The sequence below is a fragment of the Rhodocyclus tenuis genome, assembly GCF_014197755.1.
Lineage (GTDB): Bacteria > Pseudomonadota > Gammaproteobacteria > Burkholderiales > Rhodocyclaceae > Rhodocyclus > Rhodocyclus tenuis.
Genome location: NZ_JACIGE010000002.1, coordinates 145,459 through 169,591, shown reverse-complemented (window position 1 = coordinate 169,591; position 24,133 = coordinate 145,459). Strand labels below are relative to the sequence as shown.

Below are 24,133 nucleotides of genomic sequence, written 5' to 3'. Positions count from 1 at the left end.
GGTTCTTCAGCAGGCGAATTTCCATTTTTATGGCGCCCTTCTTCGGCTTGCCGACGGCGTATGGCGGTGGCGTTTGACTTTGCCGCCTTGCCCCTTGTACATTACTGACCGATTGGTCAGTAGCAAATTCTCATGAATCCTTCGTCTTTCGTCAATTCTTTCCCGTCGGGTGCAAATGCCGCTGCGGCCGACGCCAGCTCGGTGAACCTGCGTGTCGGCGGCGACCGGCGCAAACAGCGCAGCCGGCGCAAGGAAGCGCGGCCATCGGAGCTGGCCGCAGCGGCGCTCGAGCTCTTCGTCGAGCGCGGTTTCGCCGCGACGCGGCTTGACGATGTCGCCGCCAGCGCCGGCGTTTCCAAGGGCACGCTGTATCTCTACTTCAACAGCAAGGAAGCTCTGTTCAAGGCGGTGGTCCAGGAGGCGATCGTCCCCGAACTGATCGCCGCCGAACAGTTCATGGCCAATCATCGCGGCTCGGCGGCCGAGGTGCTGCGCGAGCTGACCTTCTTCTGGTGGCGGCATTCCGGCGCGACGCGGCTGGCCGGCGTGCCCAAGCTGATGATCGCCGAATCGGGCAATTTCCCTGAACTGGCCAAGTACTACCACGATCACGTGATGATGCGCGGACGCGCGCTGCTCGGCGCGGTGCTGGCGCGTGGCATCGAATCGGGCGAGTTCCGGCGGGTTGATCTCGAAACCGCCATCGACCTGATCATTGCGCCGGTGATGATGTTGCATGTCTGGCGCTACTCGGTCTGTGCCCACGAGCGCGAAATCGATGCGGAGGCTTATCTGACGATGCACTGCGACATGATCATCCGCGGCTTTGCGACCGAAGGAAATCCGGCATGAGCTCTTGCCATCCCGTGCCGCCGCGGCAGGTTTCGGTGCTTCTTCCGGCGCTGCTGGTGCTTGCCCTCGGCGCCGCCGGCTGCAGCAAGCCGGAAATGCCGCCGGCGCCGCCGCGGCCCGTGCTCAGCATGCTCGTCGGCGAGAGTGGCGCTGAGGATGCGGCGAACACCTATTCCGGCGAATTGCGCTCGCGCTTCGAGACGCAACTGGCTTTCCGTGTCGCCGGCAAGATCATCGAGCGGCGCGTCGACGCCGGTGCCACGGTCAAGTCCGGCGAAGTGCTGGCCCGGCTTGATCCGGCCGATACCGCTTCTTCGGCGACGGCCGCGGCGGCGCAACTGGCGCTGGCCGAGGCCGACGCGCGTCGCTATCGCGATCTGCGGACGCAGAACTTCGTCAGTCAGGCGGCGCTCGACGCCAAGGAAACGGCGCTCAAGTCGGCGCAGGCGCAGGCCGAGCTGGCGCGCAACCAGAATGCCTACACGACGCTGCTCGCCGACGCGCCGGGCGTCGTCGCCGCCGTCGCCGGCGAGGTCGGGCAGGTGGTCGCTGCCGGGCAGACGGTTTTCCGCGTCGCGCGTCCGGGCAGCATGGAAGTGGCGATCGCCGTTCCCGAATCGCGCGTCGGCTCGCTGCGCATCGGTCAGCCCGCCGAAGTGAGCCTGTGGGCCGATGCGAGCGCCCGCTATCGCGGCGTGCTGCGCGAACTGGCCAGCGTCGCCGATCCGGCGACGCGCACCTTCGCCGCCCGTGTGGCCATCGCCGATGCCGACCTGCCGGCGCAAGACGGCAAGCGCGCGCGACCGCTGCTCGGCATGACGGCGAGCGTGCGTTTCCCTGCGGCGGCCGGAAGCCTGTTGCGCGTGCCGTTGACGGCCATCTTCCAGCAGGACGGCAAGCCGGCGGTGTGGGTGCTCGCTGCCGACTCGACGGTCGTCCTGCGGCCGGTCGAGGTGGCCGGATGGGGAGAGAAGGACGCCACCATCGCCAGCGGACTCGCCGCCGGCGAGCGCATCGTCGTTGCCGGTGTACACAAGCTCACCGCCGGTGAAAAGGTCAAGGTCGCCGCGGCGACAGTGAGCCCGGCTGCGGGCAACGCCGCGCAATGAGCGGGATCAATCTTTCCGAGTGGTCGCTGCGGCACCGCGCGATGATCGGCTACCTGATCGTCGTGCTGCTGGTCGGCGGCGTTCTTGCCTACTTCAAGCTTGGCCGCGCCGAAGACCCTGACTTCACCTTCAAGGTGATGGTCGTGCGCACGCTGTGGCCGGGCGCGACGGCGAGCGAAGTCGAGCAGCAGGTGACCGAGCGTCTCGAAAAGAAGCTGCAGGAAACGCCCTGGGTTGATGTGCAGCGCTCGGCGTCGAAGGCCGGCGAGTCGCTGATCTTCATCATCCTCAAGGACTACACGCCGAAGAAAGAGGTGCCCGAGGCCTGGTACCAGATCCGCAAGAAGATCGGCGACATCAGGAACACCCTGCCCGCCGGCGTCCAGGGGCCGTTCATCAACGACGAGTTCGGCGACACCTTCGTCAGCATCTATGCCTTGACCGGCGACGGTTTCGATCTCGGTGCGCTGCGCCGCGAGAGCGACCGCATCGCGCGCGAGCTGCGCCGGGTGCCCGAGGTGAAGAAGGTCGAACTCGTCGGCGTGCAGGACGAAAAAATCTACGTCGAGATGGCGCATGCCCGGCTGGCGGCGCTCGGCATCGACCCGCAGGCGGTGTTCGACGCCCTGCAGAAGCAGAACGCGGTGACGCAGTCGGGCTTCGTCGAAACCGCCAGCGATCGCGTGCGCATTCGCGTCAGCGGCGAGCTCGATTCGGTCGAGGCGGTGCGCGCGCTGGCCGTGCAGGCGGGTGGGCGAGTTCTGCGTCTGGGTGACATCGCCAGCGTGCAGCGCGGCTTCGTCGATCCGCCGGCGCCGCGCATGCGCTTTCAGGGCGAAGACGCGATTGGTGTTGCCGTCGCACTGAACAAGGGCGCCGACGTCCTTGCCATCGGAGCGAAACTGCGTCAGGAGATTTCGCGTCTGCAGGCCGATCTGCCGAAGGGGATCGACATCCACGTCGTCGCCGATCAGCCGCAGGTGGTCGAGGAATCGATCTCGCTGTTCATGTCCTCGCTCGCCGAGGCGCTGGCGATCGTGCTGGCGGTGTCTTTCATCAGCCTCGGCCTGCGCACCGGCGCCGTCGTCGCGCTGTCGATTCCGCTGGTGCTGGCGGTGACCTTCCTGCTCATGGTGGTCTTCGGCATCGACCTGCAACGCATTTCGCTCGGTGCGCTGATCATTGCGCTCGGCCTGCTGGTCGACGACGCGATCATCGCTGTCGAGATGATGGTGGTGAAGATGGAGCAGGGCTGGGACCGCTTCCGCGCCGCCACCTTCGCCTACACCTCGACCGCGTTTCCGATGCTTACCGGCACGCTGATCACCGCAGCGGCGTTCACGCCGGTCGGTTTTGCGCGTTCGGGCGCCGGCGAATACACCTTTTCGATCTTTGCCGTCGTCACCATCGCGCTGCTCGTTTCGTGGGTCGTCGCCGTGTTGTTCACGCCCTTCATCGGTTACAAGATCCTCAGCCAGGACAAGCTTTACGCCAAGGCGCAGGCGCATGGCGGCGACGTTTACGACACGCCGTTCTACCGGCGCGTGCGCGCCACCGTCGATACCTGCGTGCGTCGTCGCTGGTGGGTGATCGGCGGCACCGTGCTGGCTTTCGCGCTGGCGCTGGTCGTCTTCGGCGGCGGCGTGCAGAAGCAGTTTTTCCCGGCGTCGAGCCGGCCGGAGCTGCTGGTCGACCTCTGGCTGCCGCAGGGTTCGTCGCTGAAAGCGACCGAAACGGCGACGAAAAAGCTCGAACGCCTGCTGCTCGAAGACCCGGAGCTGAACAAGTCGGTGAAGTTCTTCGCCGACTACATCGGCAACGGCAGCCCGCGTTTCTACCTGCCGCTCGACCAGCAGCTGTTCAACGACAACTTCGCGCAGTTTGTCGTCACCACCAAGGGCATCGACGCGCGCGAAGATCTCAAGCAGCGGCTGGAGAAGCTGTTCGCCGCCGACGATGGTGAATGGAGTGGCCTGCGCGCGCGCGTGCTGCGTCTGGAGAACGGGCCGCCGGTCGGCTTTCCGGTGCAGTTTCGCGTTTCCGGCGAAGACCGCGGCGAGCTGCGCCGTGCCGCCGAGCAGGTGGCGGCGGTGATGCGCGCCAACCCGCACCTGAACGACGTCAATTTCGACTGGAACGAGATGGGCAAGAGCGTCCATCTCGAGATCGACCAGGAACGGGCCCGCGCGCTCGGTATCAGCACGCAGGAGCTGTCGTCCTTCGTCGGCGCGCTGCTCAACGGCGTCACCGTGACGCAACTGCGCGAGGGCGACCAGCTGATCGACGTCATTGCCCGCGCACCGGCCGACGAGCGCGCACGGCTGTCGACGCTCGCTGACATCAATATCCGCACTGCCAGCGGCAAGTATGTGCCGCTTTCACAGGCGGTGAAGATCAGCTACGAGCTGGAGGATGGCCTGATCTGGCGACGCAACCGCCTGCCGACGGTGACGGTGCGCGCCGACATCCGCGACAACACGCAGGCGCCGGTGGTCAGCGGCCAGATCGATCCGCAACTCGACGCCGTGCGCGCCCAGTTGCCACCCGGCTTTCGTATTGAAATGGGTGGCGCGACCGAAGAGTCGGCGAAGGGCGAGGAATCGATCAAGGCGGTGATGCCGCTGATGCTGGTTGCCGTCATCACGCTGCTGATGGTTCAGCTGCAGAGTTTCGGGCGCACGCTGCTCGTGCTGCTGACCGCGCCGCTCGGTCTGATCGGCGTTGCCATCGCGCTGCTGGTATTCCACGTGCCTTTCGGCTTTGTCGCCAACCTTGGCGTCATCGCGCTGTTCGGCATGATCATGCGCAACTCGGTAATTCTCGTCGACCAGATCGACCAGGACGAGAAGGCCGGCAAACCGAGCTGGGAGGCGATCGTCGACTCGACCGTGCGCCGCTTCCGGCCGATCATGCTCACCGCTTCGGCGGCGATCCTGGCGATGATTCCGCTGACGCGCAGCGTCTTCTGGGGGCCGATGGCGGTGGCGATCATGGGCGGCCTGATCGTTGCCACGCTGCTGACGCTGCTCTTCCTGCCGGCGCTCTACGCCGCCTGGTATCGCGTCAAGCCGCTGCCGGCGGACGCTGTGGTCACTCGGGTATAATCTTCTGGCTGAGCATTAGGCAATGCTAATATATTCGGGTCGCGGGTTTTTGCCGCAGCAGGCGACGGTTGCGCGGTGGTTTTTGCCCGTCGGCGGCGACGGGCGGCGCGACGGCAGCGGACGGCAGGCACGGCGAAATCGGGGCTAACACTCGGGCAAGGATGGGAGCGGCATGGACTTCGAACAGGCACGTTTCAAGATGATCGAGCAGCAGATCCGTCCGTGGGAGGTACTTGACCCGGCGGTGCTTGATCTGCTTTCTGTGGTGCGGCGCGAGGACTTCGTGCCGCCGGCGCTGCGCGATCTCGCCTTCACCGACATGGAGCTGCCGATCGGCAATGGCCAGAGCATGCTGGCGCCAAAAATCGAAGCGCGCATGCTGCAGGAGATCGGCGTACGCAAGACCGACGTCGTTCTCGAAATCGGCAGCGGCAGCGGCTACATGGCGGCCTTGCTCGCCTCGAAAGCCGAGTACGTGGTGAGCATCGAGGTCGACCCCGAACTGGCGCGGATGGCCGAGAAGAATCTGGCGCGCGCCGGCATCGCCAACGTCAGCGTCGAAGTCGGCGACGGCGCCCGTGGCTGGCCGGAACAGGCGCCTTACGACGTGATTGTCATCTCCGGTTCGCTGCCCGAATTGCCCGACACCATTCTCTCCCAGCTCAAGCTTGGCGGCCGTCTGGTGGCGATCGTCGGCGAAGCGCCGGCGATGAGCGTGCAACTCGTCACCCGTACCGATGAAGATGCCTGGAGCCGGGTGAATCTATTTGAAACCGTTGTCGCGCCGCTGGCCAATGCCGAGCGGCGCAGCGCTTTTGTCTTCTGAACGGGTTCCAGGGCGCTTTGCGCATGCCTTCCCTGCCGTCCACCACTGATTGTCGCGATTCGTGCGTCGTTGCCAAGGCCCGGCGAACCGCCTGAAGTATCCAGAAAGCGAGATGGTCCCATGCTTCCGATGAACTCCTCCGTGCTGTCTGATCTGGCTGCCGTCGGCTCCCCCGGCAAGTTGCTGGCGCGCGCCGGCAGGATTTCGTTGCTGCTCGGCGCGCTCTGCGCGGCGCCGCCGCTGCTGGCGGCCGATCTGCTGCAGGTTTATCGCGACGCAGTTGCTTACGACGCGCAGTACGCGGCGGCACGTGCCACCGCCGAGGCCGGCCGCGAGAAGCTGCCGCAGGGGCTGGCCGGCTTGTTGCCGGTGGTGGCCGCTTCGGCGAGCACGACGTGGAATCAGAACACCTACAACAGCATCGACCGCAATTTCAACAGCAACGGCTACGGCGTCAGCCTGACGCAGCCGCTGTTCCGCTGGCAAAATTTCGTCCAGTACGGACAGGCGCAGTATCAGGTGGCGCAGAGCGAGGCCAACTTCGCGCAGGCCAGGCAGGACCTGATCGTACGCGTCGCGCAGGCCTACTTCGACGTGCTCTATGCGCAGGAGAACCTGACCGCGGTGCGCGCCAACAAGTCGGCGATCGCGCAGCAGCTCGAGCAGGCAAAGAAGAACTTCGAGGTAGGCACGGCGACGATCACCGACTCTCATGAGGCGCAATCGCGTTACGACCTGGCGACCGCACAGGAAATCGCCGCCGACAACGATCTCGAGGTCAAGCGGCAGGTGCTGCGCGTGATCATCGGCAAGGATGCCGGCGAGCTGAATCGTCTGCGCGCCGACGCGACGCTGGCGCCGCCGCAGCCGGCCGCGCTCGACAAGTGGGTCGACGCCGCCGAGAAGGACAGCTTCACGGTGCAGGCGCAACAGGCGGCGGCCGAGGTGGCCGCACGCGAGGTCGAGCGCAACCGCGCCGGCCACCTGCCGACGCTCGATGCGGTTGCCAACTACACCGAAAACCGCGCCGGCGCGACGCAATTCAACGATGCTCGCTTCGAGTCGACGGCGCGCGGTGTCGGTCTGCAACTCAACATCCCGCTCTTTCAGGGCGGCTATGTGAACTCGAAGACGCGTGAGGCCGCTGCCAACCGCGAGGCGGCGTTTGCCGCGCTCGACGGCGCGCGACGCAACGCCGCACTTTCGGCACGCCAGTCCTACCTCGGTGTGGTCAACGGCATCGCGCAGGTGCGCGCCCTCGAAGCGGCGCTGGTGTCTTCAAACAGCGCGCTCGAATCGAACAAGCTCGGCTACGAAGTCGGCGTGCGCATCAACATCGACGTGCTCAACGCCGAACAGCAGGTCTACTCGACTCGCCGCGATCTGGCGCGCGCGCGCTTCGACACGCTGCTCGCGCAACTGCGTCTGAAAGCCGCCGTCGGCACGCTGGCCGAAGAGGACCTGCAGCAGATCAACGGCATGTTCGAGCGCTGATCTGGGAAGTGGGGAGAAGTAAGTAGGAAGTGGAGAGTGGGGCTGCCCACTTCCCACCCTCCACTGACCACCACCTAATCAGCAAACACAGCCGCCAGCGTGCGTGCCGTCGCGCCGCGATGCGCGCGGCTGAAAGCGAGCGCGCACTCGCGCATCAGCGCCAAGGCTTTCTCGTCGGCGAGCAGCGCGCGGGCGGTATTCGCCGCGTCAGCAGCGTCGGCAACCCGCCGCGCCGCGCCGGCGGCGATGGCGTCGGCGGTGGCCTGCGCGAAGTTGAAGCTGTGCGGGCCGACCAGCGTCGGGCAGCCGCAGGCCGCGGCTTCGATCAGGTTCTGCGCGCCGAAGGGCAGCAGGCTGCCGCCGATAAGCGCCAGATCCGCCGTCGCGTAGTACGCGGCCATTTCGCCCATGCTGTCGCCGAGCAGCACCTGCGTGCCCGGCGGCAGCGCCACCGCGCCGGCAAAGCTGCTGCGCCGGGCAAGCGACAGCCCGCGTTCGGCGACGAGCGCAGCGACCTCGTCGAATCGTTGCGGGTGACGCGGCACCAGCAGGAGCAGCGGTGGCGCAGCGTCGGCTTCGTTCGTGGCGCTATTGGCGGTGGCATCAGCCGCTGACCCGCTGGCGTTGACGCCAGCAAGCCAGCCAGAGAGCGCATCGAGCAGCAGCGCCTCCTCGCCGTCGCGCGTACTCGCGGCGAGCAGTACTGGCCGCGTTGCGCCGTCGGCACTGACGAAGCCGGTTTTCCACGCGGCGCCGAGCGCCAGCTTGTCGGGCGCCGGCGTCACGTCGAACTTGATGTTGCCGCAGACGACGACGCGCCGCGCACCGAGCGCGCGCAGGCGTTCGGCGTCAGCCTCGGTCTGCGCGGCGATCACCGACAGCGATGCGAGCGCCGGTTCGATCAGGCCGCGGATGCGCGCGTAGCCGGCGGCCGAGCGCGCCGACAGGCGGGCGTTCACCAGCGCCAGCGGCACGCCGCGCGCCGCTGCGGCGGCGCACAGGTTCGGCCAGATCTCCGTTTCCATGATCAGCCCGCGCTCGGGCTGGAAATGCGCGAAGAAGCGCGCGCAGGCGCCTGGCAGGTCATAGGGCAGGTAGGCCTGCACGATGCGTCCGGGATGGCGGGCGACGAGTTCGGCGCCGGTGGCGCGCCCGGTCGGCGTCATGTGTGTGAGCAGCAGCGCGTGCTGCGGATGCGCGGCGAGCAGCGCGTCGATGAGCGGCGCCGCCGCACGAGTTTCGCCGACCGAGACGGCGTGCAGCCACAGCAGCGGCCGTTCGCCGACCTGCGCGTGGTGGTCGGGGTAATGGCCCCAGCGTTCGCCGACGTGCTCGCGGTACTCGGGCTGGCGGCGTGCGCGCCAGAAGAGGAGGCGCGCGTGCAGCAGCGGCTGCGCGAGCGTGAAAGCGGCGGAGTAGAGTGCGCGCAGCATCAGTTGGCGCTCGTGGCGTCGACGTCTGCGCTCGGGACGGTATCGGCAAGGAGGGCCGCGCGCTCATCGCCGACGGCACGCAAGCTTGCATCGCGCGGAGCTTCGCGGGGCTTCTGCTTGCTCGGTGGCGCGGCACTGCGCAGCGCCATCTCGGCGATGGCGAGCACCTGCTCTGCCGTCGGCGCTGCGCCCTTGCCGCCGAGATTGCGCACGAAGCCGCGCGCCGCCGGCGCCAGTGCGCCGGTCAACGCCGGGTCGGTTGCCGTATAGACCGCCAGCGTCGGCGTACCGAGCGCGGCCGACAGGTGCACGAGGCCGGTGTCGACGCCGACGCTGAGTGCGGCGTGGCCGAGCAGTGCCGCGGCGTCCGTCAGCGTCAGCGGCGGTGCCGCGAGCGCGCCGGGAACGGCGGCGGCGAGCCGTGCGGCGCGTTCGCGCTCGGGCGCGCTGCCACCGGGGAAAACCGGCGTGATGCCGCGTTCTGCGAGCGTGCGGCCGAGCGCGACCCAGTTGGCTTCGTCCCACAGCTTGTCATCGCGCGAGGTGGCGCTGAGCAGGACGGCATGGCGCGGCGCCGCGCCGAGCCACGGCAGTTCGAGCGACGGCGGAACGATACCGTAGTCGAGCGGCGTCGTCTCGACGAAATCGGCGGGTAGGCCGAAGGCCGCGGCGGCGAGCCAGCGGTTGCGCGTCACCGCATGCAGGTTGCGCGGAATGGCGAAGGTCTGGTCGTAGAAACGCGCCGCCAGCGGCTCGCGCGCGGCGCCGGCGTTGTAGCCGAGGCGCACGCCCGGCGCCGCCTTGGCGATCAGGGCACTTTTGACGAGTCCTTGTGTATCGAGAACGAAATCGTAGTTCTCTGCGCCGAGCGTCTGACGGAAGTCGCCAATCTCGCGCCACACCGCGCCGCGCGTCAGCCCCTTGCGCCAGCGGCGAACGGCGACGGGGATTGCGCGGTGCAGGGCCGGGTGCAGGCGCGGGATGTCGGCGAAGGCTTCCTCGACGCACCAGTCGATGACGGCGTCGGGAAAGGCGCGCGCCAGATCGCTGAGTACCGGCAGATTGTGGATGACGTCGCCGAGCGAGGAGGTTTTGATCAGTAGAATTCGCATCGGCAGGTAAAATGTCAGGCTTGCGCCGCAAAGCGCCGATTATAAGAGACGCCGCCCCGCTCATGGCTTCTGCTCCCATCCCTTCTGTCGCCAGCGGCGCGCTCGCACACAAGCCGCTGTCGGTCGTGCTGATCACGCTCAACGCCGCGGCGCAGCTGCGGCCCTGTCTTGAGAGCGCGGCGTTTGCCGACGAGATCCTCGTCGTCGATTCGGGCAGCAGCGACGGCACGCAGGAACTCGCTGCCGCTTGCGGTGCGCGTGTGCTGCATCAGGACTGGCTCGGTTTCGGGCCGCAGAAGCACTTCGCGGTGACGCAGGCGGCGCACGACTGGGTGCTCTGCCTCGACGCCGACGAGCGCGTCACGCCTGAGCTCGCCGCGGCGATCAGCGCGGCGCTGGATTCCGACAGTGACGTTGCCGCCTTTCGCTTCGCGCGCTGCAACCGCTTCCTCGGCCGCTACCTGCGCCATGGCGAGGGTTATCCGGACTGGAGCCTGCGCCTGTTCGACCGCCGCCGCGCGCGCTGGTCGGACGACGCGGTGCACGAGAAGGTCGTCGCCGACGGTCCGGTCGGCACGCTCGCCGGCGACCTGCTGCACGACTCGGCGGAGACCATCGCGGCCTACCTCGCCAAGCAGAACCGCTACACGACGCTGGCGGCCGAAGGCGCCGTCGCCGCCGGTCAGCGCGCGCGCGCCGGCAAGGTGTGGGCGAGTCCGCTGCTGCGCTTCTTCAAGTTCTTCGTTGTTCGCCGGGGCTACCGCGACGGCTTGCCCGGCTTCATCCACATCGTCATCGGCTGCTTCAACAGCTTCACCAAGTATGCCAAGATGATCGAATTGCAGCGGGCGGCGTCTGCTTCCTCGTCCGTCTCCTCCACCACCCAAGCATCAAGGGATTCCCGAGCATGAAAGTTCTGGTCACCGGCGCGGCCGGTTTCATCGGCATGCACCTGTGCGAGCGCCTGCTCGCGCGCGGCGACGAGGTCGTCGGCTTTGACAATCTCAACGATTACTACCCGGTTGCGTTGAAGGAAGCGCGGCTGGCGCGGCTCGCCGGTCACCCGGGTTTCCGCTGCGTGCGCGGCGATCTTGCCGACACGGCTGCGGTAGACAGTCTCTTTGCCGAGGGCGGTTTCGCGCGCGTCGCGCATCTCGCCGCGCAAGCCGGCGTGCGCTATTCGCTGAAGAATCCGCTCGCCTACGCGCAGGCCAACCTGCTCGGTTTCGTGAACATCCTCGAAGGCTGCCGCCACAACGGCGTCGAGCATCTGGTCTATGCCAGCAGTTCGAGCGTCTATGGGGGCAACGCCAAGATGCCCTTCGCCGAGGAAGACGCGGTCGATCACCCGGTCAGCCTGTACGCGGCGACGAAGAAGTCGAACGAGCTGATGGCGCACACCTACAGCCATCTCTACGGCCTGCCGGCGACCGGGCTGCGCTTCTTCACCGTCTATGGCCCGTGGGGCCGCCCGGACATGGCGTACTGGAGCTTCACCGAGAAGATCCTCGCCGGGCAGACGATCGACGTCTTCAACCACGGGCAGATGCGCCGCGATTTCACCTACGTCGACGATATCGTCGAGGGCGTGCTACGCGTGCTCGACAAGCCGGCGACCGCCGATCCCGACTACGATCCGTTGCGGCCGACGCCGGCGACCGCGCGCGTGCCGCACCGCGTCTTCAACATCGGCGCCAGCGAACCGGTGGCGCTGCTCGATTTCATCGAAACGCTCGAACGGGCGCTCGGCCGCAGCGCCGACAAGCGCTTCCTGCCGATGCAGGACGGCGACGTGCCGGCGACCTACGCCGATACGCGCCGTCTCGAAGCCTGGGTCGGCTTTGCGCCGAAGACGCCGCTGGCGACCGGCATCGGGCGTTTCGTCGACTGGTATCGCGCCTACACCGGGCGCTGAACGACCGCAGGCAAAGGGAAGCGACATGATCCTCGTCACCGGCGGTGCCGGTTTTATCGGCGCCAATTTCGTCATCGACTGGCTGGCGCAGAGCGACGAGCCGGTGCTGAACCTCGACAAGCTCACCTACGCCGGCAACCTCGACAACCTGCGCGCGCTTGCGGGCGACGCGCGTCATGTCTTCATACGCGGCGACATCGGCGATGCTGCGCTGGTCGCGCGCCTGCTCGCCGAGCACCGGCCGCGCGCGGTGGTGAACTTCGCTGCCGAGAGTCACGTCGATCGTTCGATCCACGGCCCCGGCGCCTTCATCGAAACCAACATCGTCGCCACCTGGCGCCTGCTCGACGCGGTGCGCGCGTATCTGGCGACGCTCGAAGAAAGTGCGCGCGCCGCCTTCCGCTTCCTGCACGTGTCGACCGACGAGGTGTACGGCTCGCTCGACGCCGACGATGCACCCTTTGCCGAAAGCAACCAGTACCAGCCGAACAGCCCGTACTCGGCGTCGAAGGCCGCCTCCGACCATCTCGTCCGCGCCTGGCACCACACCTTCGGCGTGCCGGTGTTGACCACCAACTGCTCGAACAACTACGGTCCGCTGCAGTTTCCCGAGAAGCTGATTCCGCTGGTGATTCACAACGCGCTCGCCGGCAAGCCGCTGCCGATCTACGGTGACGGCAGCAACGTGCGCGACTGGCTGTATGTGGGCGACCACTGCGCGGCGATCCGCCGCGTGCTCGCTGCCGGCCGCGTTGGCGAGACCTACAACATCGGCGGGCGCAACGAGATGAGCAACCTGCAGGTGGTGCACACCGTCTGCGAGCTGCTCGACCGCCACGCACCGCGCGCGCAGGGCGGCAGCTATCGCCAGCAGATCGTCTTCGTCACCGACCGGCCCGGCCACGACCGCCGCTACGCGATCAACGCCGACAAGATCGCCGCCGAACTCGGCTGGCAGCCGGCCGAGACTTTCGGTAGCGGCATCGAAAAGACCGTGCGCTGGTACCTCGAACACGCCGACTGGGTCGCCAACGTCACCAGCGGCGCCTACCGCGAGTGGACCGAACGGCAGTACGGAGCCGGCGCGTGAGCACGCCGATCCTGCTGCTCGGCAAGGACGGCCAGGTCGGCTGGCAGCTGCAGCGCTCGCTGGCGCCGCTCGGCCGGGTAACGGCGCTCGGCCGCGGCGAATGCGATCTCGCCGACGCCGACGCGCTGCTGCGCACGGTACGCGCGTTGCGCCCGGCGATCATCGTCAACGCCGCCGCTTACACCGCGGTCGATCAGGCCGAACGCGAGCCCGAGTTCGCACAGCGCATCAACGCGACGGCGCCGGGAATCCTCGCCGACGAGGCGCGCGCGCTCGGCGCGCTGCTCGTGCATTACTCGACCGACTACGTCTTCGACGGCAGCAAGGCCTCGCCCTGGGTCGAGAGCGATACGCCGAATCCGCTCTCGGTTTATGGCCGCAGCAAGCTCGACGGCGAGCGCGCCATCGCCGCCAGCGGCGCGCGCGCGCTGATCTTCCGCACCAGCTGGGTGTTCGGCGCGCGCGGCAAGAACTTCGTCAAGACCGTGCTGCGCCTCGCCGGCGAAGGCCGGCCGCTACGCATCGTCGACGACCAGATCGGTTCGCCGACGCCGGCGGCGATGATCTCGACCGTTACCGGGCTGGTGCTTGCCGCGCTGCGCCGCGGCGAACGCGCGCCCGACGGCTGCACGCTCTACCATCTGGCGGCAGCCGATCCGGTCAGCTGGTGCGGCTTCGCGCGCGCCATCCTCGACGTTGCTGCGCGCACGCCGGGCTTCGACGGGCTGCCGGCGGCGGACACGGTCACGCCCATCGCCACCGCCGACTATCCGCTGCCGGCGCGCCGCCCGGCCAATTCGTGCCTCGACTGCACGCGGCTGGAACGCGATTTCGCGCTCGAGATGCCCGACTGGCTGCCGTATCTCGAACGCATGATGCAACTGCTCGCCCTCAAACGCGCCAACGGCTATTGAGACCGGCCGCAGCAACCGAACGACGGAGCTTGCCCACGTGACCGACGCACTTCCCCGCAAAGGCATCATCCTCGCCGGTGGCTCCGGCACCCGCCTCTATCCGGCGACGCAGGCGGTGTCGAAGCAGCTGCTGCCGATCTTCGACAAGCCGATGATCTACTACCCGCTGTCGGCGCTGCTGCTGGCGGGGATTCGCGACATCCTGATCATCTCGACGCCGCAGGACACGCCGCGCTTCGCGCAGCTGCTCGGCGACGGTGCGCAGTGGGGAATCCGGCTCTCGTACGCCGTGCAGCCATCGCCCGACGGTCTGGCGCAGGCTTTCCTCATCGGTGAGGACTTTCTCGCCGGCGCGCCGTCGGCGCTGGTGCTCGGAGACAACATCTTCTACGGCCATGACTTCGCCGCGCTGCTGCAGCGCGCCAGCGCGCGCGAAGCTGGCGCCACCGTCTTTGCCTACGCGGTGACCGATCCAGAGCGCTACGGCGTCGTCGAGTTCGACGCCGTCGGGCAGGCGGTCAGCCTCGAAGAAAAGCCGGCGCAGCCGAAGTCGCGCTACGCCGTTACCGGCCTCTATTTCTACGACAGCGACGTCGTCGCGCACGCCAAGGCGATCCTTCCGTCCGCGCGTGGCGAACTCGAGATCACCGACCTCAACCGGCGTTATCTCGACGCTGGCAAGCTCAATGTCGAAACCATGGGTCGCGGCTACGCCTGGCTCGACACCGGCACGCACGAGTCGATGCTCGAAGCCTCGCAGTTCATCGCCACGCTGGAGAAGCGCCAGGGGCTGAAAGTCGCCGCGCCCGAGGAGATCGTCTGGCGCCACGGCTGGATCGACGACGCGCAGCTCACCGCGCTGGCGCAGCCGCTGGCGAAGTCGGGCTACGGGCGCTACCTGCTCGGCCTGTTGCAGGAAAAGGTGTTCGGATGAAGGCGACGCCGCTATCCCTGCCCGAGGTGCTGTTGATCGAACCGAAGGTGTTCGGTGACGCACGCGGCTTTTTCTACGAGAGCTTCAACTGCCGCGCCTTCGCCGAAGCGGTCGGCGCCGCCGTCGATTTCGTCCAGGACAACCACTCGAAGAGCGCGCGCGGCGTCCTGCGCGGGCTGCACTACCAGTTGCCGCCGAAGGCGCAGGGCAAGCTGGTGCGGGTCGTCACCGGCGAGGTGTTCGACGTGGCCGTCGATATCCGCCGCGATTCGCCGAACTTCGGACGCTGGGCGGGCGCCGTGCTCTCCGCGGACAATCGCCGTCAGCTGTGGATTCCGCCCGGCTTCGCGCATGGCTTTCTGGTCATCTCCGAAACGGCCGAGTTCCTCTACAAGACGACCGACTACTGGGCGCCGGAGCTTGAGCGGGCGATCGCCTGGAACGATCCGGAGCTGGCGATCGACTGGCCACTTGCCGGGGCGCCGACGCTGTCGGCGAAGGATGCGGTGGCGCCGGGCTTGCGGACGGCAGGCCTCTGAACAATTCTGGCGATTGTTGGCGCGAAGGAATGCGAGTCCTTGCCCGAAGATGTGTCGATTTGATGGCCTTAAGTTGCTCGCGCAGAGCGCCTGCTGCGCCAGAAATCCACCTTGCATGCAGCGTGCCATGTCGTTACCATCAGCGTTCAACTTCTGAACGCACCTGCTGAACGCTAGCTCCCCCCGTGTCGCCCCACGAAATCGCCCATTTAAAGGTGCTCGAAAGTCTCGCGCAACAGCCGCAGCTGTCGTTGCGCGAGTTGGCGCGCGAACTCGGTGTCAGCCTAGGTAAAACGCACTATCTGATGAAGGCGTTGGCGGAAAAGGGGCTGATCAAGGCGAGCAACTTCCGCCGCAACGACAACAAACTCGGCTACCTCTACCTTCTTACTCCTGTGGGCGTTGCCGAAAAACTGCGTCTTGCCAGCGCCTACCTTGCGCGCAAGGAGGCCGAGTATGAGAGCTTGGGCAATGAGATCGCTTTGCTGCGTCGTCAGGTGGCTTTGGATGCGCAGGATGTTTCTTCTGCGACGCGCGTAGCCACCGAAGAACAGACCGCGAGCTCGGTCTTTGCTGAAAGATCCGGAAAAGCGGCGGCTGTCCCCGGTTTTGCCAGTCTCACAGGAGCAAAACCTTGATCCCAAGCCCCAAGATTTACGTTGCCGGCCATCGTGGCATGGTTGGTTCAGCGATCGTCCGCCACTTGCTTGCCCAAGGGCAGCCAGCGGAGCGCATCGTTGGGCGCACGCATGCAGAACTCGATTTGACCGACCAGTCGGCGGTTCGCGGCTTCTTCACCCAAGAAAAGCCAGATCAGGTCTATCTGGCTGCTGCCAAAGTCGGCGGCATCCACGCCAACAACACCTACCCTGCGCAGTTCATCTACGAAAACCTGATGATCGAGGCCAACATCATCGACGCGGCTTTCCGCAACGGCGTCAGGAAACTGCTGTTCCTCGGCAGCAGTTGCATCTACCCCAAGCTAGCCGCGCAGCCGATGTGCGAAGAGGCCTTGCTCACCGGAACGCTTGAAGCCACCAACGAACCGTACGCCATCGCCAAGATAGCCGGCATCAAACTGTGCGAGAGCTACAACCGCCAGTACGGCGAAAGCTACGGCATCGACTACCGCAGCGTAATGCCGACCAACCTCTACGGTCCTGGCGACAACTACCACCCGGAAAACAGCCACGTCATCCCGGCGCTGATCCGGCGATTCCACGAAGCCAAGCTGGGTCGGGCGCCCAGCGTTGCGATCTGGGGTACCGGCACTCCGCGGCGAGAGTTTCTCTACGTCGACGACATGGCTGCCGCCAGCGTGCACGTGATGAATCTCCCTGCCGATATTTACCATCAGCACACTCGGCCGATGCAGAGCCACATCAACGTCGGCTACGGCGAGGACGTCACGATCGCCGAGCTTGCACGCTCAGTTGCAGAGGTGGTCGGCTACGAAGGCGAAATCACCTTCGATCCGAGCAAGCCAGACGGCACCTCGCGCAAGCTGATGGACAGCAGCCGCCTCAATGCACTGGGCTGGCGGGCCCAGATGGGGTTGGAGGTCGGCCTGAAAAATGCCTACAGAGACTTCCTGCAGAACTGCGCGGCACATCCTTGAAGGATCAAAGAATGACAGAACAACCCAAAGTCGCCCTCATCACCGGTATCACCGGGCAGGACGGCGCCTACCTCGCCGAATTCCTGCTGGGCAAGGGCTACATCGTCCACGGCATCAAGCGCCGCACCAGTCTGTTCAACACCGACCGCATCGATCACCTCTACCGCGACCGGCACGAGCAAGGCGTGCGCTTCTTTCTGCACCACGGTGACCTGACGGACTCCTCCAGCCTCATCCGCATCATCCAGCAGACCCAGCCCGACGAGGTCTACAACCTCGCCGCCCAAAGCCACGTGGCCGTGAGCTTCGAGGAGCCCGAATACACTGCCAACTCCGATGCTCTAGGCGCCCTGCGCATACTGGAGGCCATCCGTATCCTAGGTCTGGAGAAGAAAACTCGTTTCTACCAGGCCAGCACCAGCGAGCTCTACGGCTTGGTGCAGGAAATCCCCCAGAAGGAAACCACCCCCTTTTACCCGCGCAGCCCCTACGCGGTAGCCAAGCTTTACGCCTACTGGATCACCGTCAACTACCGCGAGGCCTACGGCATCTACGCCTGCAACGGTATTCTGTTCAACCACGAAAGCCCCGTCCGCGGAGAAACCTTCGTCACCCGCAAGATCACCCGCGCCTTGGCGCGCATCAAGCTAGGGCTGCAAGACTGCCTTTTCTTGGGCAACATGGACGCCAAGCGCGACTGGGGCCACGCCAAAGACTATGTGGAAATGCAGTGGCTGATGCTACAGCAGGACAAACCCGAAGACTTCGTCATCGCCACGGGGGTGCAACACAGTGTGCGCGACTTCGTTAACGCGGCTGCCGGGGAGTTGGGCGTTCGAATCAGCTGGCAAGGAGAGGGCGTCGAAGAAATCGGTACCGACCCGAACGGCCGGGTGGTCGTCAAGGTTGATCCGCGCTACTTTCGCCCAACCGAAGTCGAAACGCTGCTCGGCGACCCTTCCAAGGCTAAAGTCAAGCTCGGTTGGGCGCCGAAAACCAGTTTCGAAGAACTCGTCGCAGAGATGGTGCGTGAGGACATCAAGAGCGCCGAGCGTGACGAACTGGTCAAGAAGAACGGCTTCGCCGCCTTCAACCGTTTTGAATGAGTGGTGCCCTTCCCATGCTGCTCCCTGTTGTACCTCGCGCTTCGGAGAGCCTTCAGAGGGTTGTGCGTAAACCCGTTAAGTGTGTTTTGTACTCCGGCGTAACTCCGCTTTGGGGGCGGCAGTTTGCTGCAATTGCAACGGCTGACAACATGACAAAACTACACTTCAATCACCGATTCCTGCTGGATGTGGCTGAGGCCGAGTCGCATGGCGCTATACTGGACTACGGTTGCGGCGACGGGGCAATGGTCGCTGGCGCTATGGCAAGAGGCGTCGATTTTTATGGAGTAGATTCCTTCTACGATGGCGGGAAACGCAAGGGGGCAGTGCTGGTCACGAGCTTGTTAGGGCGTCGCATTTTCGAGCTTGAAGGCGACAGGATCCCTTTTCCCCCGTCATATTTCGGCGCGGCGGTTAGTAACGAGGTTCTTGAGCACGTCGATAGCCTCGAAACGGTTCTGGCAGAACTGGCACGAGTAGTTCGTCCTGGCGGTTGGGTTCTGTGCATTTTCCCAACTAAGGGCACTTGGTGGGAAGGACACTTGCGCATGCCATTTGCCCATCTCGTGCCCGACATGTTCGGTCTTCAGCGCGCCTATATTTTCCTGTGCTTTGCATGTGGCTTCGGGTGCGTCGAGGATGGAGTGTCGGCCTGGGTTTGCGCCGGTCGTAAGCGTGACTACTTGAGACGTTGCACCCGATACCGCAGTGACCGCGAAGTAGATGCGGCATTTCTTGGCCATTTCGACGGTTTTGAATCACGGGAGCTAAGCTGGTTGTTGTCGAGGCTTGACCAGTCGCCGTCGCCCCTGGGGGGCTTGATTAAGACGGTCGCGACGTATTCATTGGGTCAGCGCCTGCTGATATGGTTAGTCAGGAAGCGCGCAAACAGAGTAATTATTGCGCGCTGTGCTTAACTGGCGCCTTGCCCCTCTAACTTATGGAATTTCGGTACAAATGAAAGTACTTGCGCTGATACCCGCGCGCTCTGGTTCGAAGAGCATTCGTCACAAAAACGTGAGGAGCGTCTTTGGAAAGCCGCTGATTCAATACTCAATCGATCAAGCATTATCCGCAAAGTCTGTTTCCCGCGTTGTGGTGAGTACCGATTCCGCGGAATATGCACAACTCGCGGAAGGGTTGGGAGCCGAGGCTCCATTTTTGCGTCCCGAGGCTATCAGTGGGGACCTTTCAACCGACCTCGATGTTTTCAAACACGCGCTGGAATGGTTTAAGAATAACGAAGGCTGGGCTCCCGATATCATTATCCATCTTAGGCCGACCCATCCAGTGCGTCGTCCAGAAGATATCGATGCCGCAGTCTTCTTGCTCGAGGAACATCCGGAATGGGACTCTGTTCGCTCTGTTGCGCCAGCCCCCCACCCCCCTTTCAAAATGTGGAATATTCAGGATGGCATGCTGCAACCATTCGCCGAATGCGGAGTTGAGGAGGCTTGGAATCATCCAAGACAAGCTCTGCCTCAGGTTTGGTTGCAAAATGCGGCAATCGACGTCACGCGGCCGCGAACGATTATCGACCTCCGATCAATGACCGGGCAGAAAATCGGCGCTTTTCCGATGCGAGATTTCTATGATGTGGACACCACGGAAGAGCTCGATCGAGCAGTGGCGGCACTTCTCCTGCGAGAGGAAATGCCGACAGGGAGAACGTTCGTTTTCGATATCGATGGCGTCATTGCTACACTCGCTCCTGCGAATGATTATGAACGCGCATTCCCGCTGGACGATAATATTGCCTTGATCAACAGACTGTACGACTTGGGTAACAAGATCGTTCTTTTTACGGCTCGAGGGTCGGCGACTGGGCGCGATTGGGTTGATTTGACTAGGGGGCAGATGAGCTCATGGGGCGTCAAATATCATGATCTCCGCTTCGGCAAGCCCGCTGCGGACTTTTACGTGGATGACAGGATGATGTCTGTTTCAGATTTGTCGAGTTGGATATCGACCACGCCTCTTTGATTGAATTGGCTGATTGTCCGTACTCACAGAATTATTTCCGGGTTCAACGGCGTTGCTCTGGTTTATATCCGTGGCGCCGACATATTAATAGGTCTGAATAAATGAATGATTTTTCCGAGCGCCCCCCGTTCTTCATATTTGAAATGGCTAATAACCACCAGGGAGATCTTGGGCATGGTCTACGAATAATCGAGGCGATGGGCGAAATTTCCAGGAAATTTGGAATTCGTGCAGGGGTTAAGTTTCAGTACAGAGACCTTGATTCGTTTATACACCCGAGTGCGGCAACCGGCGAGCAGAAGCATGTCGTTCGCTTTCGTGAAACCCGCATGGCAAAAGATGGCTATAAAGCCATGGTCGAGGCTGTGCGCGCAGAGGGCATGACCGTCGTTTGTACGCCGTTCGACGAGCAATCGGTTGCCGATCTTGTTAGTCATGGGGTTGAAATCATCAAAGTGGCAAGTTGTAGTGCGAATGACTGGCCCTTGCTCTCTGCAATCGTTGCTGCAAAAAAACCCGTAATCCTGTCGACCGGTGGTTTGAGTCTTGACGAAATCGATCAGGTGGTAACATTTTTGGAGCATCGGAACGTCGTATCTTTATCCATACTCCATTGCGTCGGAGTCTATCCGACTCCACCAGAGTTGATTAATCTGAATGTCATGAAGCGGTTGCAGCAGCGTTTTCGTCGCTATGAGGTTGGGTATTCTGGTCATGAGGCCCCCGACGATACGAGCGTGGTCATGTGCGCAATTGCGAAGGGCGCCCGGATTCTCGAGCGCCATGTCGGCTTGCCTACCGATAAAGTTAGCCTGAACGCGTATTCGATGTCGCCTCAGCAAGTTGAGCGCTGGGTTGAGGCAGCATTGGCGGCTCTTCGGATTGGGGGCAGAGAGGGGGGGGAGAAGGACATCTCAAGTAGCGAGGCTGAGTCACTGCGCTCGCTGCGCAGAGGCGCTTTCGTTCGGAGTTCGGTTAAGAAAGGAGACGCGTTAACCTCAAGCGAAGTTTATTTCGCCTTTCCGTGCGCAGTCGGCCAGACAAGCGCTTCGGAGTATCAGGATGGTATCTTGGCCACGCGCGCATACGCAGTAGATGAGCCCCTGATGGAGAGACGTGGCCCCTCGTCCGTAAGCGAAGTGCGCGGCATCATCCGGGAGGCGAAATCGATGTTGCGGGAGGCGCGCATTGAAGTAGGTAATCGCTTTTTGGTGGAAATGTCGCACCATTTTGGAGTCGAGAATTTCCGCAAAGTTGGCTGCGTATTGGTGAATGTGGTCAATCGGGAATACTGTAAGAAGCTATTGGTTATGATTCCCGGTCAGCGACACCCCAACCATAGGCACCTAATCAAGGAGGAGACCTTTCAGTTGTTGAGCGGTGATATCGAAATTACCGTTGATGGAAATGAGGTTCGTCGCCTGACGCCAGGGGAAACATTCCTGATCGAGCGCGGTCAGTGGCATGCATTTTCCACGGAGAGTGGCTGTATCGTCGAGGAGATATCTACGACACATGTTGTCGGTGACAGCGAGTATCAAGATCCGCTGATTTCGCGCCTCGACCCCATGCAGCGTAAGACCATTCTTGAGGCGTGGTGATCGGCATGGCTCCTGGCTACCCTGATTGCGTACCTCCCGTCGCTTTTTTGTCGGGATCTTACGAGCTGATGTATGAAGGAGTGATCCGCAATGGTGCTTATGGGGCTGCCACAGCGGAAAATTTTCGAGTATGGAGAGATGGTAAATCCGGCACGGCATTCCTCGATCCGATGCCATCGACTGATTATTTGTCCGATGACTATCGTGTTTCAGTAAATGGTGACGGTGGCATCGAAAGATATTTTCAACTGCATGACAAGGTGGCGCTTCAGCAATTCGCTCTTCTCAAGAGCGTTTTAAAGCGGGGCATGACGGTAGCCGACGTTGGGTGCGGTGGCGGTGCGCTGCTTGACCTCTCGGCAGGTTTTGCAGCGCAGCGCGTGGCTATTGAACCCTATTCCGGCTACCATTCGTCTCTGGCGGCTCGCGGGCATTCTCCTTTTATGTCGACCGCAGAAGCTCTGCGGAGTTTTGGCGGGGCTGTTGATTTGGTGTGGAGTTTCCATGTCATCGAGCACGTTCCAGATCCACTGGCGTTTCTTCGGGATATTGGAGAATTACTCACGGTGGGTGGAAGAGCATTCATATTAACTCCAAATGTTGACGATTTCTTGTTGTCTTGCTTGTTTGAAGACTATGCGCCTTTCTGGTTTCGCGTAGCACACCCCTGGTATTTCAGTGGCAAGGGCCTCGCCAATGTGGCGGAATATGCGGGATTGGAAGTCAGTGCGATCGGTTACCATCAGGAGTTTTCTCTCTCCAATTCTCTCCACTGGTTGCGTGACCGGCGGCCCCAGGGCGATATTCTGATGCCGGGGGTTGTTGGCGCAATGGACGAGCTTTGGCGTTTAGGTTTGGAACAGTCGGGGGCGGCCAGCGCTGTTTCGGTATTGCTGACCAAACTTCGCTAGGCGTTCCGATGGCTCCAAAGACTGTTCTCGCTCGCATGCGTCATGTGGGTAAGCTCTTCTCCACAAAATCCGGCCTGCGCGCGTTAGGAGGGCGCGGCTCGCGTTCAATCCGGCAGTCTCTCACGCAATGGACTGTGCAGTTGCGCGCCAATCCCTGGCGAGGCAGAGTCCGCGGGAGGGTTCTGATCCTTGCCAGCCGCAATGCAACGTGGATTGAATGGGCGCTTTACGCCGCGTGCATGGCGGTTTTGCGCGGGTGGCGTCCAACCCTTCTCGTTGTCAGGAAAGATTTCAGGCGGGTATATCCAGCTTGGGTCTGGCACGGGCTGATTCGGCAGCTTGAGTCGGTTCCTGAAATTGACGTGGTTTACCTGGAAGATGTGTGCGTAAGCCAAGACGACTTGAGTGTCTGGCTGAATTCAATCGCCGCTCATGTTGCGAGCTCAGTCGCCTACGACAATCACGTTGAAGAGGCGGAGGTTCTCAGTGATGAGAAGCGTTATGGGGCCAGTTGCCGTCGTCGCCGAGGCGATATGGTGCTCGCTGCTGCGGTGGTCAACAGGCTTCTTACAGAAAATCGCTTCGATCGGCTCTGGTGTTATAGCGGCCTCATAGATACTACTCCAGGAGTTCTCGCGGCAGGAAGTTCGCGCCGGCGTTGATACGATGTGTGTTGAAGGCTGGGCATGGCGTGAAGGGCATATGATCTACAACCGGAACGCGCCCGCTCTGGAGTACAACGTGGCTGGATGGTTAAGACATTTTGAGCCGTGGACTTCTGATAAAGAGCGTGACGTCGACTCCTATCTGAAGTTTCTCGACGGACAAGATGTTGGTGATGCCAGCTGGCTCGACAACTTCTATCGCATACAGCGCGAGAAATTAGCGGCTACCCTTCCCGAGGAGGTTGGTCGCTTCGTGGCTGGTCCGGAGCCTATCTTTTTGCTCACACCGAATGTCGTTGGCGACAGTTCAATGTTGCGGCGCGAGACGATTTTCAAGAGCCAGGAGGCCTGGGTTCGTGCCGTATGTGACCACTTTCGGGCTCATTCCTCCAGCAAGTTGATCGTCCGCGCCCATCCCGCCGAGCAGTGGGTTGGTGCCAAATGCAGTGTAAAGATGGGGAGCGTGGCGAAGAAATACGCAGCTGGTGCGGATAACATACTTGTGATCGATGGGGACTCGCCAGTCAATACGTTTTCTCTACTGCCTTTTGTGCGCGCGGGTCTGGCGTGGCTCAGTACTGCCGGGGTGGAAATGACCGTTCGCGGAGTGTCCGTCGCAGTCGCAGCGCGCGCGAAATATGCGGGCTTTGGTATCGTGGATGAGCCTTCATCCGTCGAGGAATATTTCAATTTGGTCGACAAATGGTCGGGGTTTTACTCTCGCCCTGATTCGGAGCAGATACTGGCTGGGAAGCGGTATCTCTATCTAGTGTTCAAAGGTTTTTCTTTTCCAGCGTTCGGTTCCGATTTCAGTGCAGCAACCTGCTTGATCAATCGGATGCCTTTTCAGGACGAGCATGATCGGTTTTACGACATTCTTCTCGGAGAGGAGCCCATGCCAGATGCAATCGAAGTTGGCTAGTTTGG

22 protein-coding genes are annotated in these 24,133 nt (G+C 63.1%); 20 read left to right on the top strand and 2 right to left on the bottom strand.

Translation table 11 applies throughout. The features are described from left to right. Nucleotides 1-132: 132 nt before the first annotated feature. From GGD90_RS03430 to GGD90_RS03410, 5 genes are all read left to right on the top strand, one after another. On the top strand, nt 133-852 hold the full coding sequence (locus tag GGD90_RS03430; protein ID WP_153115874.1) for a TetR/AcrR family transcriptional regulator: 720 nt from the start codon (nt 133-135) through the stop codon (nt 850-852). Beyond that, nucleotides 849-1,961, top strand: a complete 1,113-nt coding sequence (locus GGD90_RS03425) for an efflux RND transporter periplasmic adaptor subunit (RefSeq protein WP_153115873.1) — start codon at nt 849-851, stop codon at nt 1,959-1,961. Before GGD90_RS03430 ends, GGD90_RS03425 begins: the two co-directional genes overlap by 4 nt. After that, on the top strand, nt 1,958-5,065 hold the full coding sequence (locus tag GGD90_RS03420; RefSeq protein ID WP_153115872.1) for an efflux RND transporter permease subunit: 3,108 nt from the start codon (nt 1,958-1,960) through the stop codon (nt 5,063-5,065). The genes GGD90_RS03425 and GGD90_RS03420 overlap by 4 nt, the downstream gene beginning before the upstream one ends. Nucleotides 5,066-5,237: 172 nt before the next feature. After that, a complete protein-coding gene (locus tag GGD90_RS03415; protein ID WP_153115871.1) occupies nt 5,238-5,891 on the top strand; it encodes a protein-L-isoaspartate O-methyltransferase family protein in 654 nt (217 codons plus the stop codon). A 141-nt stretch (nt 5,892-6,032) separates the two neighbouring features. Then, a complete protein-coding gene (locus GGD90_RS03410; RefSeq protein ID WP_411841040.1) occupies nt 6,033-7,385 on the top strand; it encodes a TolC family outer membrane protein in 1,353 nt (450 codons plus the stop codon). Between the two features lie 74 nt (nt 7,386-7,459). Here the strand turns inward: GGD90_RS03410 and waaA are convergent, their stop codons facing one another. After that, nucleotides 7,460-8,818: a lipid IV(A) 3-deoxy-D-manno-octulosonic acid transferase gene (gene waaA / locus GGD90_RS03405; RefSeq protein ID WP_153115869.1), complete on the bottom strand. Its 1,359-nt coding sequence runs from the start codon at nt 8,816-8,818 to the stop codon at nt 7,460-7,462. Beyond that, nucleotides 8,818-9,930: a lipopolysaccharide heptosyltransferase I gene (gene waaC, locus GGD90_RS03400; protein ID WP_153115868.1), complete on the bottom strand. Its 1,113-nt coding sequence runs from the start codon at nt 9,928-9,930 to the stop codon at nt 8,818-8,820. Before waaC ends, waaA begins: the two co-directional genes overlap by 1 nt. A gap of 62 nt (nt 9,931-9,992) precedes the next feature. Here waaC and GGD90_RS03395 point away from each other — a divergent pair, with 62 nt between their 5' ends. The 15 genes from GGD90_RS03395 (at nt 9,993) to GGD90_RS03325 (ending at nt 24,128) form a co-directional block, all read left to right on the top strand. Continuing rightward, entirely contained in the window at nt 9,993-10,841 is an 849-nt protein-coding gene (locus GGD90_RS03395) for a glycosyltransferase family 2 protein (RefSeq protein WP_153115867.1), read from the top strand. Beyond that, nucleotides 10,838-11,845 (top strand): NAD-dependent epimerase, encoded by a 1,008-nt coding sequence (locus GGD90_RS03390; protein ID WP_153115866.1) that lies wholly within the window; start codon nt 10,838-10,840, stop codon nt 11,843-11,845. Before GGD90_RS03395 ends, GGD90_RS03390 begins: the two co-directional genes overlap by 4 nt. A 25-nt stretch (nt 11,846-11,870) precedes the next feature. Continuing rightward, entirely contained in the window at nt 11,871-12,935 is a 1,065-nt protein-coding gene (rfbB, locus tag GGD90_RS03385; RefSeq protein ID WP_153115865.1) for a dTDP-glucose 4,6-dehydratase, read from the top strand. Continuing rightward, nucleotides 12,932-13,849, top strand: a complete 918-nt coding sequence (rfbD, locus tag GGD90_RS03380) for a dTDP-4-dehydrorhamnose reductase (protein WP_153115864.1) — start codon at nt 12,932-12,934, stop codon at nt 13,847-13,849. The genes rfbB and rfbD overlap by 4 nt, the downstream gene beginning before the upstream one ends. A 37-nt stretch (nt 13,850-13,886) precedes the next feature. Then, a complete protein-coding gene (rfbA, locus tag GGD90_RS03375; protein WP_153115863.1) occupies nt 13,887-14,783 on the top strand; it encodes a glucose-1-phosphate thymidylyltransferase RfbA in 897 nt (298 codons plus the stop codon). Beyond that, complete coding sequence (gene rfbC / locus GGD90_RS03370; protein WP_153115862.1) at nt 14,780-15,322, top strand: dTDP-4-dehydrorhamnose 3,5-epimerase; 543 nt, start codon at nt 14,780-14,782, stop codon at nt 15,320-15,322. Before rfbA ends, rfbC begins: the two co-directional genes overlap by 4 nt. A gap of 185 nt (nt 15,323-15,507) precedes the next feature. Then, nucleotides 15,508-15,960, top strand: a complete 453-nt coding sequence (locus tag GGD90_RS03365) for a MarR family EPS-associated transcriptional regulator (RefSeq protein WP_153115861.1) — start codon at nt 15,508-15,510, stop codon at nt 15,958-15,960. Continuing rightward, nucleotides 15,957-16,940, top strand: a complete 984-nt coding sequence (gene fcl, locus GGD90_RS03360) for a GDP-L-fucose synthase (protein WP_221227646.1) — start codon at nt 15,957-15,959, stop codon at nt 16,938-16,940. The genes GGD90_RS03365 and fcl overlap by 4 nt, the downstream gene beginning before the upstream one ends. Nucleotides 16,941-16,951: 11 nt before the next feature. Then, nucleotides 16,952-18,046 (top strand): GDP-mannose 4,6-dehydratase, encoded by a 1,095-nt coding sequence (gene gmd, locus GGD90_RS03355; RefSeq protein ID WP_153115860.1) that lies wholly within the window; start codon nt 16,952-16,954, stop codon nt 18,044-18,046. A 149-nt stretch (nt 18,047-18,195) separates the two neighbouring features. Then, nucleotides 18,196-18,963, top strand: coding sequence for a class I SAM-dependent methyltransferase (locus tag GGD90_RS03350; protein ID WP_184414915.1), 768 nt, complete (start codon nt 18,196-18,198; stop codon nt 18,961-18,963). A 40-nt stretch (nt 18,964-19,003) separates the two neighbouring features. Then, on the top strand, nt 19,004-20,029 hold the full coding sequence (locus GGD90_RS03345; protein WP_153115858.1) for an acylneuraminate cytidylyltransferase family protein: 1,026 nt from the start codon (nt 19,004-19,006) through the stop codon (nt 20,027-20,029). A 101-nt stretch (nt 20,030-20,130) separates the two neighbouring features. Beyond that, nucleotides 20,131-21,630, top strand: coding sequence for an N-acetylneuraminate synthase family protein (locus tag GGD90_RS03340; RefSeq protein WP_153115857.1), 1,500 nt, complete (start codon nt 20,131-20,133; stop codon nt 21,628-21,630). Between the two features lie 5 nt (nt 21,631-21,635). Beyond that, nucleotides 21,636-22,541: a class I SAM-dependent methyltransferase gene (locus tag GGD90_RS03335; RefSeq protein WP_153115856.1), complete on the top strand. Its 906-nt coding sequence runs from the start codon at nt 21,636-21,638 to the stop codon at nt 22,539-22,541. Nucleotides 22,542-22,549: 8 nt separating this feature from the next. After that, on the top strand, nt 22,550-23,203 hold the full coding sequence (locus tag GGD90_RS03330; protein ID WP_153115855.1) for a hypothetical protein: 654 nt from the start codon (nt 22,550-22,552) through the stop codon (nt 23,201-23,203). A 40-nt stretch (nt 23,204-23,243) separates the two neighbouring features. Continuing rightward, a complete protein-coding gene (locus GGD90_RS03325; protein WP_184414914.1) occupies nt 23,244-24,128 on the top strand; it encodes a capsular polysaccharide export protein, LipB/KpsS family in 885 nt (294 codons plus the stop codon). Nucleotides 24,129-24,133: the final 5 nt, after the last annotated feature.

Excerpts from the sequence above, each read along its gene's own strand:
- GGD90_RS03430 (WP_153115874.1), top strand. The coding sequence starts at position 133 with ATGAATCCTTCGTCTTTCGTCAATTCTTTCCCGTCGGGTGCAAATGCC.
- GGD90_RS03425 (WP_153115873.1), top strand. The coding sequence starts at position 849 with ATGAGCTCTTGCCATCCCGTGCCGCCGCGGCAGGTTTCGGTGCTTCTT.
- GGD90_RS03420 (WP_153115872.1), top strand. The coding sequence starts at position 1,958 with ATGAGCGGGATCAATCTTTCCGAGTGGTCGCTGCGGCACCGCGCGATG.
- GGD90_RS03415 (WP_153115871.1), top strand. The coding sequence starts at position 5,238 with ATGGACTTCGAACAGGCACGTTTCAAGATGATCGAGCAGCAGATCCGT.
- waaA (WP_153115869.1), bottom strand. The coding sequence starts at position 8,818 with ATGCTGCGCGCACTCTACTCCGCCGCTTTCACGCTCGCGCAGCCGCTG.
- waaC (WP_153115868.1), bottom strand. The coding sequence starts at position 9,930 with ATGCGAATTCTACTGATCAAAACCTCCTCGCTCGGCGACGTCATCCAC.
- GGD90_RS03395 (WP_153115867.1), top strand. The coding sequence starts at position 9,993 with ATGGCTTCTGCTCCCATCCCTTCTGTCGCCAGCGGCGCGCTCGCACAC.
- GGD90_RS03390 (WP_153115866.1), top strand. The coding sequence starts at position 10,838 with ATGAAAGTTCTGGTCACCGGCGCGGCCGGTTTCATCGGCATGCACCTG.
- rfbB (WP_153115865.1), top strand. The coding sequence starts at position 11,871 with ATGATCCTCGTCACCGGCGGTGCCGGTTTTATCGGCGCCAATTTCGTC.
- rfbC (WP_153115862.1), top strand. The coding sequence starts at position 14,780 with ATGAAGGCGACGCCGCTATCCCTGCCCGAGGTGCTGTTGATCGAACCG.
- gmd (WP_153115860.1), top strand. The coding sequence starts at position 16,952 with ATGACAGAACAACCCAAAGTCGCCCTCATCACCGGTATCACCGGGCAG.
- GGD90_RS03350 (WP_184414915.1), top strand. The coding sequence starts at position 18,196 with ATGACAAAACTACACTTCAATCACCGATTCCTGCTGGATGTGGCTGAG.
- GGD90_RS03345 (WP_153115858.1), top strand. The coding sequence starts at position 19,004 with ATGAAAGTACTTGCGCTGATACCCGCGCGCTCTGGTTCGAAGAGCATT.
- GGD90_RS03340 (WP_153115857.1), top strand. The coding sequence starts at position 20,131 with ATGAATGATTTTTCCGAGCGCCCCCCGTTCTTCATATTTGAAATGGCT.
- GGD90_RS03335 (WP_153115856.1), top strand. The coding sequence starts at position 21,636 with ATGGCTCCTGGCTACCCTGATTGCGTACCTCCCGTCGCTTTTTTGTCG.
- GGD90_RS03330 (WP_153115855.1), top strand. The coding sequence starts at position 22,550 with ATGGCTCCAAAGACTGTTCTCGCTCGCATGCGTCATGTGGGTAAGCTC.
- GGD90_RS03325 (WP_184414914.1), top strand. The coding sequence starts at position 23,244 with ATGATCTACAACCGGAACGCGCCCGCTCTGGAGTACAACGTGGCTGGA.